Origin of the sequence: Chelativorans alearensis (genome assembly GCF_010993735.1) — a bacterium.
In the GTDB taxonomy this organism is placed as follows: domain Bacteria; phylum Pseudomonadota; class Alphaproteobacteria; order Rhizobiales; family Rhizobiaceae; genus Chelativorans; species Chelativorans alearense.
Genome location: NZ_WQNI01000010.1, coordinates 66041 through 84135 on the forward strand (window position 1 = coordinate 66041; position 18095 = coordinate 84135).

At 61.6% G+C, this 18095-nt stretch carries 12 protein-coding genes and 1 pseudogene; 9 read left to right on the forward strand and 4 right to left on the reverse strand.

Annotation, left to right across the window (positions count from 1 at the left end; translation table 11 throughout):
• Positions 1–72: 72 nt before the first annotated feature.
• Both GPJ75_RS16320 and GPJ75_RS16325 read right to left on the reverse strand, forming a co-directional pair.
• Positions 73–337 (reverse strand): annotated as a pseudogene (locus tag GPJ75_RS16320) (aldehyde dehydrogenase family protein); the annotation flags it as partial.
• Between the two features lie 142 nt (positions 338–479).
• Positions 480–1700, reverse strand: a complete 1221-nt coding sequence (locus tag GPJ75_RS16325) for a 2-isopropylmalate synthase (RefSeq protein ID WP_163269395.1) — start codon at positions 1698–1700, stop codon at positions 480–482.
• Positions 1701–1910: 210 nt separating this feature from the next.
• Between GPJ75_RS16325 and GPJ75_RS16330 the strand changes: the two genes are divergently transcribed.
• The 7 genes from GPJ75_RS16330 (at position 1911) to GPJ75_RS16360 (ending at position 11358) form a co-directional block, all read left to right on the forward strand.
• The gene (locus tag GPJ75_RS16330; protein WP_163269396.1) at positions 1911–2624 is read left to right on the forward strand and encodes a GntR family transcriptional regulator; all 714 of its coding nucleotides are present in this window, start codon (positions 1911–1913) and stop codon (positions 2622–2624) included.
• A gap of 188 nt (positions 2625–2812) precedes the next feature.
• Complete coding sequence (locus GPJ75_RS16335) at positions 2813–3106, forward strand: hypothetical protein (RefSeq protein WP_163269397.1); 294 nt, start codon at positions 2813–2815, stop codon at positions 3104–3106.
• 2 nt (positions 3107–3108) lie between these two features.
• Complete coding sequence (locus tag GPJ75_RS16340; RefSeq protein ID WP_163269398.1) at positions 3109–3801, forward strand: DUF899 domain-containing protein; 693 nt, start codon at positions 3109–3111, stop codon at positions 3799–3801.
• Positions 3802–4868: 1067 nt separating this feature from the next.
• A complete protein-coding gene (locus GPJ75_RS16345; protein ID WP_163269399.1) occupies positions 4869–6416 on the forward strand; it encodes a hypothetical protein in 1548 nt (515 codons plus the stop codon).
• Positions 6343–7986 carry a DUF5801 repeats-in-toxin domain-containing protein gene (locus GPJ75_RS16350; RefSeq protein WP_163269400.1) on the forward strand — a complete coding sequence of 548 codons (1644 nt, stop codon included), beginning with the start codon at positions 6343–6345 and terminating at the stop codon, positions 7984–7986. Before GPJ75_RS16345 ends, GPJ75_RS16350 begins: the two co-directional genes overlap by 74 nt.
• Before the next feature lie 69 nt (positions 7987–8055).
• Positions 8056–9816 carry a type I secretion system permease/ATPase gene (locus GPJ75_RS16355; protein ID WP_163269401.1) on the forward strand — a complete coding sequence of 587 codons (1761 nt, stop codon included), beginning with the start codon at positions 8056–8058 and terminating at the stop codon, positions 9814–9816.
• A 3-nt stretch (positions 9817–9819) separates the two neighbouring features.
• Positions 9820–11358: an HlyD family type I secretion periplasmic adaptor subunit gene (locus GPJ75_RS16360; protein ID WP_246249088.1), complete on the forward strand. Its 1539-nt coding sequence runs from the start codon at positions 9820–9822 to the stop codon at positions 11356–11358.
• Between the two features lie 216 nt (positions 11359–11574).
• On the opposite strand, the gene GPJ75_RS16365 is transcribed toward GPJ75_RS16360, so the two are convergent.
• Together GPJ75_RS16365 and GPJ75_RS16370 are read right to left on the reverse strand one after the other, a co-directional pair.
• Positions 11575–12561 (reverse strand): Bug family tripartite tricarboxylate transporter substrate binding protein, encoded by a 987-nt coding sequence (locus GPJ75_RS16365; protein WP_205602560.1) that lies wholly within the window; start codon positions 12559–12561, stop codon positions 11575–11577.
• 259 nt (positions 12562–12820) lie between these two features.
• Positions 12821–14194: an MmgE/PrpD family protein gene (locus GPJ75_RS16370; protein ID WP_163269403.1), complete on the reverse strand. Its 1374-nt coding sequence runs from the start codon at positions 14192–14194 to the stop codon at positions 12821–12823.
• 315 nt (positions 14195–14509) lie between these two features.
• Between GPJ75_RS16370 and GPJ75_RS16375 the strand changes: the two genes are divergently transcribed.
• Both GPJ75_RS16375 and GPJ75_RS16380 read left to right on the forward strand, forming a co-directional pair.
• Positions 14510–15955: an MmgE/PrpD family protein gene (locus GPJ75_RS16375; protein ID WP_163269404.1), complete on the forward strand. Its 1446-nt coding sequence runs from the start codon at positions 14510–14512 to the stop codon at positions 15953–15955.
• A 75-nt stretch (positions 15956–16030) separates the two neighbouring features.
• Positions 16031–18061 carry a tripartite tricarboxylate transporter permease gene (locus GPJ75_RS16380; RefSeq protein WP_246249089.1) on the forward strand — a complete coding sequence of 677 codons (2031 nt, stop codon included), beginning with the start codon at positions 16031–16033 and terminating at the stop codon, positions 18059–18061.
• Positions 18062–18095 lie beyond the last annotated feature (34 nt).

The window sequence follows — 18095 nt, forward strand, 5'->3', positions numbered from 1 at the left end:
AGCGCAACGTGCTTGTGCAGCGTCCTTTTGGACGCACGGTCTCTTAAGGCCGCAGCAGCATCAGCTCGGGATGACACCTGCGGGAACTCCTGCCACCTCTGCAAACTGCGCCAGCGCAAGGGCGGAAAGGGGCGTATCCTCTGCAGGCTTGGCGACCACGGTGCATCCGGCACCCAACGCCGGGGCAATCTTGCGCGCAATAGGTGCCAGCGGGAAATTCCAGGGCGTGACCAGCGCTACGACGCCCGCAGGCTCCTTAACGACGACGAGTCTGCGGTCACTGGACGGTGCGGGATCACCTCGCATAGGCGCGCTTAGCCTCCTCGGCGAACCATTGCCGGCGATGAAGGCCCGGTCCCGTATCAAAGGTGAGTGGGTCTCACCGCGCGCCAAATGATGTTCATCAAGCTTCACGCCCATCCTCACCTCCCACGCCAAGCCCAGCGGGCTATGACGTTGTGCTATCTTGCAGACTCCGGTCAGGCCGCGCGAGCGGAGAAAACGCCGCCAACGATCTGCCGGAATTCCTCGTCGGTCAGGATGTCGCGCTTGGCGATGCCCTTCTTCTTCACCGTATCGAGAATTTCGGCGACCTCATCCTCGTTTGCCTCGCCGAGCTTCAATTCCTCGAGCTTGTAGTGGATGGAAGCCTTGCCACTCTTCTTGCCCAGAACCACCTCACCCCTGCGGCCGGTAAGCTGTGGGTGCGTGCCGAACATGATGAGAGGATCGTGCACGACGAAGTTGATGCCGATACCGGACTCGCGGGTGAAGTTCGCCGAGCCGAGAACCGGCTTGTTGCGCGCAATGGGAACGTTGGAAAGCTCTGACAAGAGATCGCCGAGTTCCGTCAGCTTGTCGAGTCTATAGGGCGTGTCGTAGCCGTAGAGAATGTGCAGCACCATGACGAGCTCTTCCAGCGCGGCGTTGCCCGTGCGCTCACCGAGCCCGTTGCCGCCGCTATGCACTACTTGTGCCCCTGCCGCCACCGCGGCGATTTCGGTGGCGACGCCCATACCGAAATCGTTGTGCGTGTGGATTTCGATCGGCAGGCCCGTCATCTCCTTGACCCAGCGCACCATATATTTGACGGCCTCGGTCGTGGCGCAGCCCATCGTATCCACGATGCCGATGGAATCGGGCGGCGAGAGGTCCATGATGCCCTTGCACAGGTCCGACAGGTCTTCCGGACGCGCCCGCGTTGTGTCGTAGGGGAAGAACACGGCGTAAAGGCCCTGCTCGCGCGCATAGTTGATGACCGGCGCACTTTTTTCCAGCACGTCCTTCCAGGTCCAACCGAACTGGGTTCTGAGCTTGGGGTAGCCGATCGGCACCTCGATAATGACGCCATGGGCGCCGCATTCGAGCGCTAGGTCGATGTCCTGCTTCATGGCCCGGGCAAAGGTGAAGATGCGCGACTTCAGCCCGAGCTTTGAAATCTCCCTGATCGCCTCGCGGTCCTGTTGCGAGACGGCCGGCATGCCCGCCTCGATCCGATCGACACCCACCTCATCGAGCTTCTGGGCAATGCGGATCTTAGCATCGACCGTGAAAACCACGCCCGGCGTCTGCTCGCCGTCTCGGAGCGTCGCGTCGTGAATTTCCACCTTCTGCGGCAAGTCGAGCATCTTCAACACTTCGGGTATGAAATTGTACGGGCTGACCCACCATTTGCCGTCCTCGATATGATTCGTCCTCATCCTGAAATCCTCTCCATTCAACCTTGCCCTCGTAATAATCGATTTTTTTGCTCTGTAAATCGAAAAATCAATTTTCTTCCTGCAAGCCAGGATAGCGATTGTGCTGTCCTTTACGCTCCGCTATATCTGCAACAAATGGCGCGGGTACGGTTTGTTCGGCTTCTTCATGGTTCCTGCGCCTTACCTTCCGCAGGAGGCTCTCAAACAGCCATGCTCGACAGGATAAAATCGACAAAGTCGGCTTCTGGTGAAGAATCTGAGACGGAGGGAGGCCCCGCCTCTCTGACGAGTCGCATCTATGCGCGGCTTCGAGCCGACATCATTTCCGGCGTTCTGGAGCCGGGAGCAAAGCTCAAGATCGAAGATCTGCGCCAGCGCTACGATTCCGGGGCTAGCCCCATTCGGGAGGCACTCAGCCTGCTCACTTCGCATCAGCTCGTCGAGCGGCTCGACCAGCGCGGTTTCCGCGTCTCGTCTATCAGCCTCGAGGAGTTCGATGAGTTGCTGAAAACGCGGTGCTGGCTAGAGGAGCGCGCGCTGCGCGAATCGATAGCGCATGGCGATAAGCGCTGGGAGGAGGAGCTCGTGATCGCCGCCTATCGCCTCTCTCGCGCGCCCCGCAACTCGGGCGGCAACCCAGTCGCCACCAATGACGAGTGGGAGAAGCTGCACAAGGATTTCCACTTGACGCTCATCTCGCGCTGCGGCTCGCGTTTCCTGCTTAATTCCTGCGATGAGCTTTACGATCAGAATGTGCGGTACCGCAAAGCAGCAAGCTCGGTGGCCTATCCCGAGCGCGACGTGCGCGCAGAGCACGAGGGCATCGCCGATGCCGTGCTCGCCCGCGATGCGGACCGTGCGGTTCAACGGCTTGTGGCGCACTATACGAACACTGGAAGTTTCCTGCGAAAACACTTTGAATAGCTAGCCCGGCAACGGGCGCAAAATCCGTTGCGCGGACAAAACTTGGTCGAGCATAGTTTGCACGCGGCAGTGGTCAGCGAGTCCATCGAAATCCCGCCACACTTGTAACTCCCATCCGGCCCTCCGTCCGAGATAGCGTCTCCGTATCCCAACCGTTGGAAACGGTGAACTCGACCGGAGGGCCGGAAATGAGCAAGTTTGCAGTGACAGGGAAGGTCGATTCGTTGCTCGGGCCAGCGGTCGGTGTGACCGGCTGGCTCGGGCTCGCCGCTGCCCCGATCTTCGCACTGATGGCCGGGATTTCCGCCGCCGGCTCGCCTAGCATGACGATGTGCTCTGCCGCCTCAACTTCCCTGCCGATCAACGACATGGCCCTGATGTACCTGCTGATGATCTTCTTTCACCTGTCGCCGTGGCTGAAACTCCTACCCGCCCGTTCGCAGCGCCGCGACATTCCCGTCACCCAAACCGAAGGAGACTGACAATGCAACACGCTGTTGTTTCACACGATGACTGGCTGACCGCCCGCCGGGACCTGCTGAAGGCGGAGAAGGAACTCACGCATCTTCGCGACAAGGTCGCGCGAGAACGGCTCGCCCTGCCATGGGTGCGCATCGACAAGGAATACGTGTTTGACACGCTGGATGGCCCGCGCACGCTCGCTGATCTCTTCGACGGCCGATCGCAACTTCTGGTGCAACATTTCATGTTCGCTCCGGGATGGAAGGAAGGCTGCCCGAGCTGCTCCTTCATGGCCGATCACACCGACGGCATGAACATGCATCTGGCGCATCACGACGTCACCATGATCGCCGTGTCGCGCGCACCGCTTGTCGAGATCGAGCGCTACCGCAAGCGCATGGGCTGGCAGTTCAAATGGGTGTCGTCCTTCGGCAACGACTTCAACTACGATTTCCGCGTCAGCTTTACACCGGAAGAAATCGCCACGGGTGAGATCGACTACAATTTCGGCGAATGGTCGGAGACCGGCGAGGAATGGCCCGGCGTCAGCGCGTTCTTTAAGAACGACGTGGGCGAGGTTTTCCGCACCTACTCCACCTATGGGCGCGGCGTTGAGGTGATGATGGGCACCTACAATATGCTCGATCTCGCTTCGAAGGGCCGCAATGAAACCGAGGGGATGGACTGGGTGCGCCGCCACGATCGCTATGAGTAGCCGCCCAAGGAGCAGTGGCATGATGACCGTAGCAAACGATTAATGAGGTGATTGCCGGTCTCCAACCGGGTTCAGCGACCAGGTACTCATTGCCCGCCTCTTTTCTCCGAGGTGGCGTTCCCGCCGCCTTGCCACCCTTCTACGAACCGTTATTGGTTTGCGAGGTACGCGCCCCCGATTTGAACCCGCAAAGTTAAGTCGTTGATTGAACCGACCTGTGAGCAGCCAAAACAAAACCCCGCTAACCGATTTGTTTAGCGGGGTTTTTTGTTGTGCTTTTGGTTGCGGGGGCGGCTTCAACCTTTGTCCTAACGTCCCCAAGGATGCACCATCAGCTCGCCACGTAGCTCGGCATGCACCTCGCCGCGCTTCCTGCCCGGCAGAAGGACGGGGATAAGCCAGTTCCTGTCAGATGCACGAGCACGTCGATTCGATGTCGTCTGCGCCGAGGCTCTCGACAGGATTTCCCGCGATCCGGGCCTCAACCCGAGGAGGAGCACGTCAGAAAGAATGTCCCTGATCTTCGCATTGTTGAGGATCGGCTAGAACTTGGCCCTTCCGTAATCCATCACCGAGATGCTGCCGCTCAAGGTGCGGTATCGGCCGAAAGGAGGTGCGAGGCTAATTCAAATGATTTATCGGAGGCCATCTAAATAATGTATATACATAATATGAATGAATAATTTTCGTTATTTCTAGTCCTTTGAATGATGTTTTATTTATTGTTTTTGGTTGTTTTCTCTATAATATATATGGTCCGCTTGCATTCAAACTGTTTTGGGGAGTGTTTGCATGCCGGGAAGATTCCAACATTGCAGCGCTTACAGCACAGTGATGGAAATTTGCTGTGGAAATGCCTGATGGGGTGAAGAGCTGAAGCCGTAGCGGCGCGCTCCAGATTCGTCCACCCCCTGTAAACACGCTGTATTCAAATGCCAACACCTGGATTTTGCTGATGTGCGGGAAGCTGCCCGCGCATGCGGTGAAGTCTGTGCCACTCCGAGAGGCGGACCAGCGGCGGATATCGCGGTCCGACCGATACAAGGAGAACGGTGGGAGGAAAGATCATGGCTATTACCAAGACGGGCCAACTGGTGGTCCTCGATGAGACCGAAGATCTGCAAAATGGCTTCACGACCGTCGTCGCCGGTGACGCTGACGATAACGATATTTCGGATAGCCGCTTGCCAGCCGCTTTTTCGGCTCGGCTGACCTTTTATGGCCTGACGCTGGAGGAGGCCGCGCTGAGCGGTTATGGCGACGGGGCCAATGCGGCGGATGACGAAGGTGACAACATCGTCGACGTTTCGGCCGACCCGGGCGTGGAAATCACCGACCTTTCGCTTGCAGCCAATTCGGACGGAGATCCATTCACGGGCTATGCGAGCGGGATCACGTCAACCTTCTCCAGCGGGCTCTTCACGGTGGACGGCACGGAGATATTCCTGTTCGCCGATCCGACCGACAACAACATCGTCTATGGTGTGGCGGGGAACACCGCATCCGGTGACGGAACGGACATTGTTTTTGCCATTTACCTCGAGGAGGTGGAGAACGGCAGCGGCGAGGTCACCGGCGCCAAGATGTGGACCGTGCTCATGGACGGCTACACGCTGCAGCATCCCGACGGCGAGGATCATGACGATTCCCTTGACCTGACGAACAAGCTCTACGTGGCGGCGACCTCGCAGACCGACTTCAGCTTTGCAGGTGCCCCGGCGGGCAATAACCTCTTCATGTGGTTCGGCAGCCTCGACGCGGCGATCGTCGTGACAGGACGGGATCCGGCCAATCAGTCCGAGGGCGAGAACATCTCGTCCGGAGATACCGTGAATACGAGTGGGACGGCCGATACCGCTCTCGGGACCAACGGCCAGCAGGTCAAGGCCGGAGAGGGGCTCTACTTTACGTATGTCAGCGGCTCTACCTCCACTCCTGACAACGATTTCATCGTCCCGAACCTCAGCCAGACCGAGGCCGATGTTGAGGCGAACATCACCTTTGCGGAACTGGTCGACGCTCGGGGAGGCGAATTCACCGTCTCGCAGGTAAACCCGGGCAGCGCCTCGACGACAGTTAGCATCAAGATCACCGCCTACACGACGGACTACGAACCGAGTACCGGTTTCGTCGACGGCCTCGGCGATGCGGACGATGCCGCCGTGACTATCACGGGCGTCACGATCAATGGCGTGGCCGCCGCGTTCTCCGTCGACGGGGATGGCGTCATCGTTTCGGGCGTGAAGTCCGGGGACGTCGTGGGCTTCACGACCGACAGCGATCATCAGCGCGTGCTGATCGAGAATGCCCAGCCGACATCGGGGAAAGGCTCGAACATCAGCTTCGATCTCGGCGGCTTCACGCTGTTCCAGGTCTCGACCGACGCCGTGGAGGTCGGCTCGAACGTCCAGTTCGAGGATGACGGGCCGGCGATCGACCTGACGTCGCTGTCGCCGACGATCGCGGTCGACGAGTCGGTCGGCACCGCCGGCTCGAGCAAGGACGAACCCGGCAACGCGCAGCCGGACGACGATCGAGGCAGTGCTGACCGACGGCGACACCGACACCGCCTCGGACAAGATCGAGCTTGGCAGCCTGATCGGGTTCGAGGATGACGGGCCTGCAATCGACCTGACATCGCTGTCGCCGACGATCGCGGTCGACGAGTCGGTCGGCACCGCCGGCTCGAGCAAGGACGAACCCGGCAACGCGCAGCCGGACGACGAGACCGCCGCCGGTGCGCCGGCGGGCGCCATCGGCTATGCGGTGACGACCGCGGCAGCACTGTTCTCCGAGACCGCGGATGCGGGCGAGGACGGCGAGGCCAGCAAGCTCTATTCGCTGGTTCTGAATGCCGGGGCGACGGGCCTCACCGACACCGCCACCGGCGAAGCCGTGGTGCTGGTCGACAATGGCGGCGTGGTCGAGGGCCGCACCTCGGGCACCAACGACCTCGTGTTCACCATCGCGGTCGACGGCTCGACGGGCGACGTCACGACGACGCTCTACCGGGCGCTCGACCACGGCGCGGACCTGAACGACCACGACAGCGCGGTGAGCATGGCCGCGGGCCTGGTCGAGCTCGAGGCAGTGCTGACCGACGGCGACACCGACACCGCCTCGGACAAGATCGAGCTTGGCAGCCTGATCGGGTTCGAGGATGACGGGCCGGACGTTACGGTCGACAACTCGACCGGCACATACGCCGCGGGTGCTGAAGGTGACTGGTTCGACGATCCCGGCAGCGACGGGTTCGACTCTCTTGGTGTGACCTTCGACAGCTACGAGATCGACGAGAACGGTACTGTCGTGACCAGTGCAGCCAACAGCACCTTCACGAAGACGGGCGCCTTCGCCTTCGAGGGGTCGATCACGGACGACTTCAACGGTGACGGCATCGACGACACCGTGGAATTCACGCTGACCTTCGATCCGGACAATGACAGTTACCAGCTCCTGGTTACGGTTCCGCCGGAGTCGACGACCACGTTCTCGACCGAAGACGGAAGCCTCGACGCGGGCGGGCCGGATCCGGTGCGCACGCTGACCGTCGATGGCATCGATATCGTGTTCTCAGCGGTGAATGCCACGACCGATCCGAATGACATCAAGGTCTTCCTCGATGCGGGCGAAGCAGCGATCGAGGCCGGCGCCACCTATCTCAGCTCGGCGGAGATGAATGTCAGCACCGCGGGAATCGGACTCGGCAATAATCTGTTCGACGGAAACGCGAACGCCGGGATCGACGGTGACATAACCCAGGGCGGCAAGTTCGATGAGAGCTTCGTTATCGACCCGGATACCATGGTCAGCAGCATGACCGTGATCATCAACGACCAGACGAACGGTGGCTACACCCCGGCGAACGAGGACCTCTTCTATCGTATCTACTACGCCGACGGCACGGTCAGTGCGCCTGTCAAAGTCCTCGCGGGCGATCTTACGGCCGCGGGGAAGGGCCTGGTCTCCTTCACGGTCGGTGATCCCGAGGGGTCGAACGACATCGATGCGGTCCAGCTCTACATGGGCACGGGCGTCATCAAGATCCCGACGATCGAGTTCACCACCTCGGAGACGTTCGATCCCGAGCCGCTCCGCCTCGACCTTACGGCAACGCTCTTCGATGGTGATACCGACAGCAGCGAGGACGCGTTCTCGGTCGATCTCGACGACGCTGTCGTCTGACAGGATGCGGGCCCGCCCACAGGCGGGCCCGCCTTTTCCCGGCTAGTTTTTCTCGCGGATCCATAACCGATGCCTCGGCAGACCAACACCACCCGCCTTACGGAAGTCATGGGCGCCGTGCGCGGGCAGATACCGCTGCTCGTCGGGCTGAGTTGTCTGCTGAACCTGCTTCTTCTGGTGGCGGCAATCTACATGCTTCAGGTCTACGATCGCGTGCTCACCAGCGGCTCGCTCGACACGCTTCTGTGGCTGACGGTGATTGCCCTCTTCGCCGCCGCCATCTACGGCGCGCTCGAACAATCCAGGCGGATGATCCTTGGCCGGGCGGCGGGCTGGATCGACACGGAGCTGAATACCCCCATGCTGAAGCGCGCGATGGAGGCGCGGCTGGCGGGGGAGAACAGCAATGCCGGTATCCGCGACGTCGCTAATCTGCGCAACTTCTATGCGGGCGATGCCGCGCTGGCGTTTCTAGATACTCCCTGGAGCATCATTTTTCTGGCCTTCATGTGGGCGCTTCACCCGGCGATCGGGCTGGTCGGCACGGCCGGAGCCGTTCTGCTCCTGGGACTGGCGATCACGAACGACTTGCTGACACGGTCCCGCCAGAAGCGGGCCGAAGCCGACATGCGCGAGAGCCATGAGAACGCTGTCCGGTTCGTCGACGCCGGCGAGACGATCGGTCCGCTCGGCATGGCGCGGCAAGTGTTCGAGCGCTGGCGCCTCGGCCACGCCAGGATCGGCGCCGAGCAACAGTCGCTCCGCGACAGGACGACGACGATCCTTTCCCTTTCCCGCAGCATCCGCATCGCGCTCCAGGTGGCGATCCTGGCCGTTGGAGCCTACTATGTTCTTGCGGGGGCCATCACGGCCGGTGCGATGATTGCGGGCTCGATTATACTGGGGCGTGCGCTGGCGCCGATCGAGCGGGCGACCGGAGCCTGGCGCTCCTTCGTCGCGGCAAGAAGCGCGCACGCCAATCTGAAGGAACTGTTCGCCCGCGCCGGGCGTGGCGAGGGCGAACGCGTCTCGCTGCCGCGTCCCACCGGAAGGCTGGTCTTCGAGGAAGTGTTCTACGTTCCGCCGGGCAGCCGCGACCCTATCCTCCACGGCGTCAGCTTCGCCCTCGAGCCGGGCGAAAACTGCGCCGTGTTGGGCCCCTCAGGGGCCGGCAAGTCGACCCTTTGCCGCCTAGCAGTGGGCGCCTGGAAACTCGCGAAGGGCCATGTGCGCCTCGACGGGGCGGACGTGTTCGACTGGCATCCCGATGATCTCGGACCGCATATAGGCTATCTGCCACAACAGGTCGCGTTCCTTCCGGGGACCGTGGCGCAGAACATCGCCCGCTTCCGTGAGGTTGACAGCAACGCGTTGATCCGGGCTGCGCGACTTGCCGGCGTGCATGAATTGATCCTTTCCCTTCCTGACGGCTACGAAACCGAGATCGCCCTGCACTCGCAGCTCATCTCGCTGGGACAGCGGCAGCGGCTGGGTCTTGCACGCGCGCTGTATGGCGACCCTGCATTCGTGGTGCTGGACGAGCCGAATGCCAATATGGATGAAGCCGGTGATCGGGCACTGATCGAAGCCCTGGCCATTCTCAAGCAGCGCAAGGCCACGGTGATGATTGTCACTCATCGCGCCTCGGTGCTGAAATCCGCCGACAAGGTTGTGGCCCTCCACGGTGGTGCCGTTGCCGCGTTCGGCCCGCGCGATCAATTGATAAGGCCTGTCCAACCAGCCGCATCCGCGGCGGTGGCTTCGCAGGCCGCCCAGCCGGGACGAAACGCGCCGAAGCCTCACGAAGACCGACTATCCGCTGCGGAGTGAACCATGTCCGAGATGCCGGATACGCTCAATCTCACGGCCGCTTGGGTCGAAACACAGCTTTCCCGCGCGATCGAGGCGCTGCAAGCGGGCTACACGTTTCTTATCGCCGTGATCCGGGATCAGTTGGCGCTCAGGGGAATGGAGGCGAGTGAGGCCACCATTCTCGCCGCGATCGGCGGAGCGACGTTGGTTGTGGTGCTGGTTTTCGCGCAGCTGTTTCGCTCGGCCCTGCTGCATCGGAAGGCAACGCATCCCGACACACTCCGGGACATTACGCGGTATCCGCGACGATTGGGCATTGTGGCGGCGGTCCTGTTTGTATCGGTGCTCGGCGGCTGGTCCGCGTTGGCTCCACTGGCCAGTGCGGCGCTCGCCCCCGGGATAATCAGCCCCGACGGATATCGAAAAACCATCCAGCACCTTGAAGGCGGCATCATACAAGCCATCCACGTGCGGGAGGGCGAGACGGTCGAGGTTGGAGCGCCCTTGGTCACGCTCGACGATACCAAGGCCAAGGCTTTGGATGCGGAACTGCGCGAGCGGCTCTTGCATCTACTCGCCATCGAAGCGCGGCTCGAGGCAGAGCGGACTGATGCTGCCGAAATCAGCTTTCCCGAGCTCTTCCTCAAAGATTCAAAGGGGTTGCAGCAAGTCGTGCAAGGCCAGCAGCAGCTGTTTCTCAGCCGGCGTGCGGCGCACAAGGGACGGATACAGATTCTCGAGGCCCGAATTCGGCAACTGCAGGAGCAGAATGCTGGATATCACGGGATGCTTGCCGCCGAGGAGGAGCAGATCGCACTGGTCGATGAAGAAATAGCGGCCGCCCAACATCTTCTGGATCAAGGCCTAGCACGGAAACCGCGGCTTCTGGCGTTGAAGCGCGGGCGCGCCGACATTGAGGCCACGAAAGCTGCGAACCGCGCCAAGATCGCCGAGAACGCACAGGCGATCGGAGAAACGCGTCTGCAACTGCTCACCCTGAACGAAGAGCGCCAGGAGAAGATCGGTGCAGAACTCGCCGATATTCGCAGGATCGTCGCTGAGATCAAAGGCCAGTTACCATCGCGCGAGGCCATTCTGGAGCGCACGATAATTCGCGCACCGATCGACGGCACGGTGATGAACCTGCGGGTCAATACGGTATCCGGTGTCGTGGGCGCCGGGCAGCCGCTACTCGATATTGTGCCCGACGGCAGCCAACTGGTCATCGACGCCCGGGTTCGACCTACGGACATCGAGCGCATCAGGCCCGGCATGTCCGCTCGCGTGGTCTTGACGGCTTACCGGCAGCGAAATCTGCAGCAGATTCATGGCAGGCTTCGCTCGGTCTCGGCAGATGCGATGGCCGATGAACGTACGGGATCGTCCTATTTTCTTGCAAAGGTGGAAGTGCTTCCCGAAGACCTCGCAAGCCTGGACAAAGTGAGGCTCGTCCCAGGAATGCCTGCCGAAGTGATGCTTATGGACGGCGAGCAGAGCGCATTCGCCTATCTTCTCGGCCCGATCCTCGACAGCGCGCGGCGCAGCCTCCGCGAGAATTGAGATCGCCCCACCGGACCCCGGCTGTTGCGGAGAGCACCGCTCTCGCGCCGCCCATGGGGAAGGGGCAGGCCCCTCATCAGTCACGCCGAGAAATCTCGCAGCCGAGAAATCCGGCAAATGCATCCGGTCGTCGATAGAGCTGGGCGAACCTGCGTGGGCCGAGATGGACGGCCGCCCCTTCTTGACGGGCGGCCGGTGCTGGAAAGGGCGAAATGTTCAGCTTCCCGAGATCAATGTCTTGATCCGGTCGACGATGGCCGGTGGCGTACCCATCAGTTCCTCGGCCATTTCCTGGAGTTCCTCGCCGGTCGTGTATTCAGCCTCGGCCCCGCTGCGCTCCATCTCGGCGATGAAGGCGGGATCCTCGGCTGCCTGGACGAAAGCCTCACGCAATGCGGCAAGACGGTCTTCCGGAATATCTCCGGGAGCGGAGAAGATGCGGCCGAGGCCTTGGGGGATCAGCATGAAACGAAAGATCCTGCGCGTTTCATCGTCCTTGATGGCATCGAAGACATTCGGCACCCCAGCGAGGTCGGGATGGTCCTCCAAAGCGAACTGGAGGACGTAATGCAGCTTTCCATCCTCTTGCCATTGCTTCAGCTGGCCACGCTGGGTCATGCTGTAGGTGCCGGCGCGCCCGTCGGCTTCGCCCCGTTCGATCGCCAGCGCCTGCTCCTCGTTGCCGGAATAACCCGGGACGAGTTTGAGCTTACCGCCGAGAAGTTCATTCACCAGCAGGGGGTAGGTGTAGTTGGCACTGCCTGATCCGGTTGCGGCCAGGATCATCTCGTGATTCAGAGCCTCTTCGACTGTGGTTGTTCCCGGATCGTCCGGATGCTGAAAGATGACATAGATCTCCTTACCAACGCTGCCGATGTGCTTGACCTCGCGCGCGTCGAAATCCACTCGTTCGTCGCTGAGCAGCGGATCGGTGAAGTTGTTGCGTTGAAGGGTGGCTATATAGGAACCGTCGCTCGGCATCGTGGTCTGAAGCTCTGCTGCAGTAATCAGCCCGCCGGCGCCAGGTTTGTTCTGGACGATGATATCCGGGTTGCCCGGGATGTATTTTGATAGGTACGGCGCCATCGTCCGGGCGAAGAAATCGGTGGAGCCGCCCGCAGCGGTTCCGACCACCATCGTTATGTCGTTCTGGCTGTAGAACTCTTCAACGCTTTGCGCTTGTGTGTTCGTGGTTCCGGCCATGACGACCAAGGCGACGGCAAGCGCCTTCCAGATTGCATTGATTTTCATTTCTTTTCCTCCCTCTGCTGGTCCGCCTGATCGGGTCGGACTAACACCTGTCGCGGATTTCGTTCCGGCAGGTGATCGAGCTTCTCTAGAATTCGGACCATTCGAGGATTCAAGGAAATAGATTTTGGCTCGCCCGATATAGAATTCCTCCAGGACTGGAGCGGAAATTATCTATTTTCCAGAGGTTCCCACGGATAGCGTCACGATTCATCTATGCACGTCTCCACAAGCGGCGCAGATCCCGCACATCGGCGATGGACTCGATGGAGAGCACCATGTCAACTAGTTCGCTAGCGCGTGCTTCTCCAAGAACGAGACTGAAGAGGTCGCGCGCCTTGTCGGCCACCTCCGCCGAGGTCATTGGATTTCCCGGCTGGCCGCGCACATGTTCCGGCGCTCGAAAGAAGCGGCGGCCGTCCCGTGTCCGCAGAGTAAAGTGCGCCTGTTCACTCCGCTTGGCACCGGGGCGTGGCTCCACCCGAATGCGTTGGGTAACGCGGCGCACCTCGGGATCGGCCATGCGGGCGTGATCGTGCAGGTTGGCGAAACCGACCGAGCCGTCAACCAGGTAGAGTGCAAGAGCATGCGGGAGGTTCACGTCGGGCATATCGCTCTGCACAACCAGGCTGCGCTGTTCAGGTAGCGACACGACGATCGATTCGACTTCGGGTTCGGCGAGTTTCAATTCGCGCACCGCTTCCTCGATGCAGTCCAGAGCAGCCTGGAGGGGAGAGCCCACGCACCACTTCTTGATGGAGGTCCGCATGACCTCGAACCGGCTGCCCAGCCCGTCCATGAGGCGCGTGGGTTCCGCCGTCAGCGGGAAAGCGGCCAGGAGCCCGGGCGTTCCCTCGATCGCGTCGCTCACGCCGGTAAATCCCGCCGCGGCGAAGCTCGCGGCTTCAACCCCCGTGCGGGCGGGCATGCCGCCGAAGATGAAGGCTTTCTGCACGTGATCCGGGTCCCTCAGCCAGCAGCGGTTGCCCGAGGCGCTTTGCACCGCATACGAGAGCGCATACACAATCTGCTCGTGGGACAGGCGCCCCAAAGCGCTTGCAGCGGCCGCGGCGCCGAAAGCTCCGCCCCAGGCGTGGGAGCTCAGGTGATAGGTGTCGGCGAATTTGCTCCCGCCCAAAGCCATCGACATCCGCGTACCGACGTCATAGCCGAGCACGACTGCGCGGACGAGCGCGGCACCGTCCCGCGCCAGCCACTCTGCGGCGGCGAGCGCGGCAGGAACGATAGCGCATCCGGGGTGGGTCAGCGAGGGTGCGTGGGAGTCGTCCGTTTCGTCAGCGTGGGCAAGCATCCCGTTCGCCATTGCCGCCTGCGCTGGGCCAGTCAGAATATCTGTTGCCAGCACCGATACCATCTGCGGCCCGCCTGCGACGCGCGTGAAAGGGATGATCGCCCGGCCTGCGGGCAGCGTTCTGCCCGAGACCATGGCCGCAAGCGTGTCAAGCAGATGCAAGCGCCCCTGTTTGGCTACCTCGGCGGGTAGCTGCTCGTGTGCGGCTTTCCGAATATATTCGGCAAGCCCTGCAGAAATGGCTTGCCCTGGAGAAATGGCTTGGTTGTCGGCCATGGCGCCTCCCTATGGCTCTTTGCTGATCGCCGGCACCAAAAATGTAATTGCCTTCACCGGTGCGAGACCTATTGGATTTGGCGGCCGCCCCATTCAATCGTTGCCAGAAACCCCAGTCTTTGACGACTTGGCGAGAGCGCGATCAGCTTTGGACTGTCATCTTCTGTGAGGAAGATTGCCCCTGGGTGCAGTAATGTTTCTTATGGGCCGATATCGTCTTCCAATTGGGCATCTCCGGAAGGATATCGAATGCTGGTGTGGTTGGGAGGGCCATCCGGCGATTGCTGTATGGGCCCGCCCTATGGGAGGAAGAACTTGCTGAATACCTTCGACGAGGGCAACGACTCGGCCGCGCCCATTCGCAACCTTGCGCGATGGACCCTCTCCGACGACCCGCTGTGGTCCGACCCGCTCGTTGCCCGTCAAGCGCGGCTTCTGATCGCCGATTCCATCGCCTGTGCGGTCGCGGCGCTCGATGTGAGTACGCCCGTGAATGTCGCTGCGATGCTTGAGGAGATGGGAGGCTCTCCCCAGTGCACACTCATCGGTCGGGCGCAGAAATCGTCGATACTGTCGGCCGTCTTGCTGAACGGCGCACTTGTGCGGTCGCTGGACTACAACGACGTGCAGTTTTTCCTGAAGGAAGGGGAACTCAGCGTCGCAGGCCATTGCAGCGACAATATTCCAGTCGCGTTGGCAGCCGCAGAGCGGTTCGGCTCGACCGGAACGGATATGATTGCGGCCCTTGCGATGGGCTACGAGCTTTTCCGCCGACTGCGACAGCTGATGCCGTTCAGCTCGGCCTGGGATGGCACCTCGGTTTCGGGTCTTGTCGCCGCAGCGATTTACGGCCGCCTCGCCGGGCTCGATCCTGCGCGGCAGGCAAACGCGCTAGCCCTGGGTGCGGCTCGCTGCGCGACGCCCTCGGTGGTGCGCTGGGGCAGGCTGTCTGGAGTAAAGAACCTGGCCAATTCAATGATCGCGCAGAGCGGCGTGCAGGGCGCACTGCTGGCCGAGCGTGGTATCACCGGTCCGCTGGAGGTCTTGGACCACAGGGGCGGGCTGCACCAGGTGTTCGACCCTTCGCTGGAGCTTGAGAGGCTATGGGGGCCGATCGAGCAGCCTCCCTTCATTATGACCTCGAACATCAAACCCTTTGCCTGCATCGGCACTGCGCAAACCGCCATCAAGGCGGGGCTGGATCTGCATCCCCGGGTTCGTTCCCGCGTCGACGCGATCAGCCGGATCGAGGTCATCATGGCCGACCTGCCGATGATCCGGAAACAGCAGGGTGAAATCGAGCGCCGGTTCCCGAAGACCCGAGAAGCGGCCGACCACAGCTTCACCTTCCTGCCCGCAGTCGCGATGGTCGAAGGCGCAATGACAGATCACCAGTTCCGCGACCAGCGCTGGGAAGCGCCGGACATGCGGCGGCTGATCGAGGTTACCGAACTGCGGGTCGAGCGCGGTTTTGCAGAACGCGCGCCCGGCAGCATGCCCAGCCGGGTGCGCGTGACCTTCGGTGACGGCAGCACAGAAGTGCAGGAATGTCTTTACGATCCCGGCCATTCCTTCCCCGAGCGGGGGCTCGACGAGGCTGTGGTGGTCGAGAAGTTCATGGCTATCGCGATCCGCCGCATGCCCGAAGAATGGGCCCGCAGATTGGTCGGGAACATCCTTTGCCTTGGGGCAGGGCCGGTTGAGCCGATCATGGCTCCGCTGCGGGAGACAGGAGCTGCGAACGGGGACAAGCTGCGATGAACCGCGTCAAGATGGTGTCTTCCCAGCAACACAAATGGGGTTCCAACTAGAATGGACGGGCTAGGCGACTTCTATGTGCTGCAGGCTGCCATGGACGCGTTTCAGACGATCCTGCAGCCGGAGCGTCTTCTTTATATATGCATCGGCGTCTTTGTCGGCCTGGCCATTGGGCTGCTTCCTGGCATTGGTGGCCACACCGGGTTCGCCTTGCTTATTCCGTTCACCTACACCATGGAGCCGATAGCAGCCTTCGGAATGCTGCTGGGCATGGCATCGGTCACGGCGACATCGGACACGATTCCGGCGGTGCTGTTCGGCGTGCCTGGTACGGCATCATCGCAGGCCACAGTTCTGGACGGCCTGCCGATGACGCGAAGAGGTGAGGCGGGGCGAGCGCTGAGTGCGGCTTATGTCGCTTCGCTCACCGGCGGTGTGTTCGGTGCGCTGATCCTCGGCCTCACGATCCCGATCGTCCGACCATTCGTATTGGCTATCGGCTCGCCGGAGCTGCTTGCCATGTCCGTCTTCGGTATCGCCATGGTCGCGGCGCTGTCGGGAAACACACCATTGCGCGGCATGGTCGCAGCCTGCTTCGGCATCATGGTCGGGATGATCGGAACGGAACAACAAACCGGTACTCTCCGCTGGGCCGGCGAAGTTCTGTACCTGTGGGATGGCGTGCCCTTGCTGCCGATCCTGCTGGGGATCTTCGCACTGCCGGAGCTGGCCGACCTCGCCGTGCGGCGTGGCGCGCTGAGCGACAAAGTCGCCTTCAACCCCCGCGACGGGATGCTTCAGGGCGCCCGAGACTGCGTCAAGAACTGGTTTCTGATTCTGCGCTGCAGTGGGCTCGGCGCCCTGCTTGGGGCAATTCCGGGGATCAGCGGCTCGGTGACGGACTGGCTGGTATACGGCCATGCGATCCGTACCGAGAAGGGCGCTTCGGAGACGTTCTCGAAGGGGGACGTCCGCGGGGTGATCGCACCGGAATCCGCCAACAATGCCCGCGACGGCGGCGCGCTGATCCCGACGCTCGCCTTCGGGGTCCCCGGCAGCGCGAGCATGGCGATTTTGCTGGGCGCTCTGATGGTCCACGGCTTTGTTCCAGGACCGGACATGCTGACGCGTAATCTCGAGGTCACCTATTCCATGGCCTGGAGCATCGCGGTCGCAAACATAGTGGGTGCCGGCCTATGCTTCGCGTTGAGCGGGCAGTTCGCCAAGATCTCGACACTGCGCTACACCTTGGTGCTGCCGGCGATCATGGCGATTGTCTACGTTGGCGCCTTCCAAGGATCACGCAACTGGGGCGACCTCTACACGCTCTTGATATTCGGTGTCATCGGCTGGACGATGAAGCGTCTGCGCTGGCCGCGCCCGCCGGTCATCCTCGGCCTGGTCCTCGGCGGTCTCATCGAGCGCTACATGAAGATTTCGATCCTGCGCTTCGAATGGGAGTGGCTGCTGCGCCCGCTGGTCATGATCCTGCTCATACTGGCCCTGCTGGCTCTGTTCAGGCCGATGATCGCCGAAATCCGACGGATCGGCGTAGGCAATCTCGTGCCGCGGGGGCGTCCGTCCTTCCGACTCGAGGACCTTGTGTATGCCTTTTTCCTCATCTTCGCCGGTCTGCTTGTATACAAGGCGCTCGACTGGCCTTTCGGAGCGCGGGTCGGGCCGGTTGTCATCGGCACGGCGATGATGATTTTCGCCGCCATCAGCCTGTTCTTCGTGATCTTCGCCCGCAGCGACGCGGCGGTTGAAGCGAGATCAACTCGAAAAAGCGGCATCCATATGGATCTGGCCTCCGAGATTGGCGATCTGCCGCCACGGGCGGTCGCTCTGCGCGGCGCGCAGTTCTTCGGCTGGCTCCTGGCTTTCATGGCTTCCATGGCTGTGATCGGCCTGATCCCCACGACGCCGCTCTTCATCGTCGCCTTTATGTATCTTGAGGGACGGGAGCGCTGGCCGGTCTGCCTGGGCTATGCGGTCCTCGTCACGGCTTTCGTCTACCTGGTCTTCGACAGGATCATCTCCGTGCCTTGGCCGAGTACCATTCTGGGCGAAATCTTCCCGGCGCTCGCCAACTGGGTACCTTCAATGTAAGGTATCGGGCGGCAGGACGCAGTTTCACCAAGAG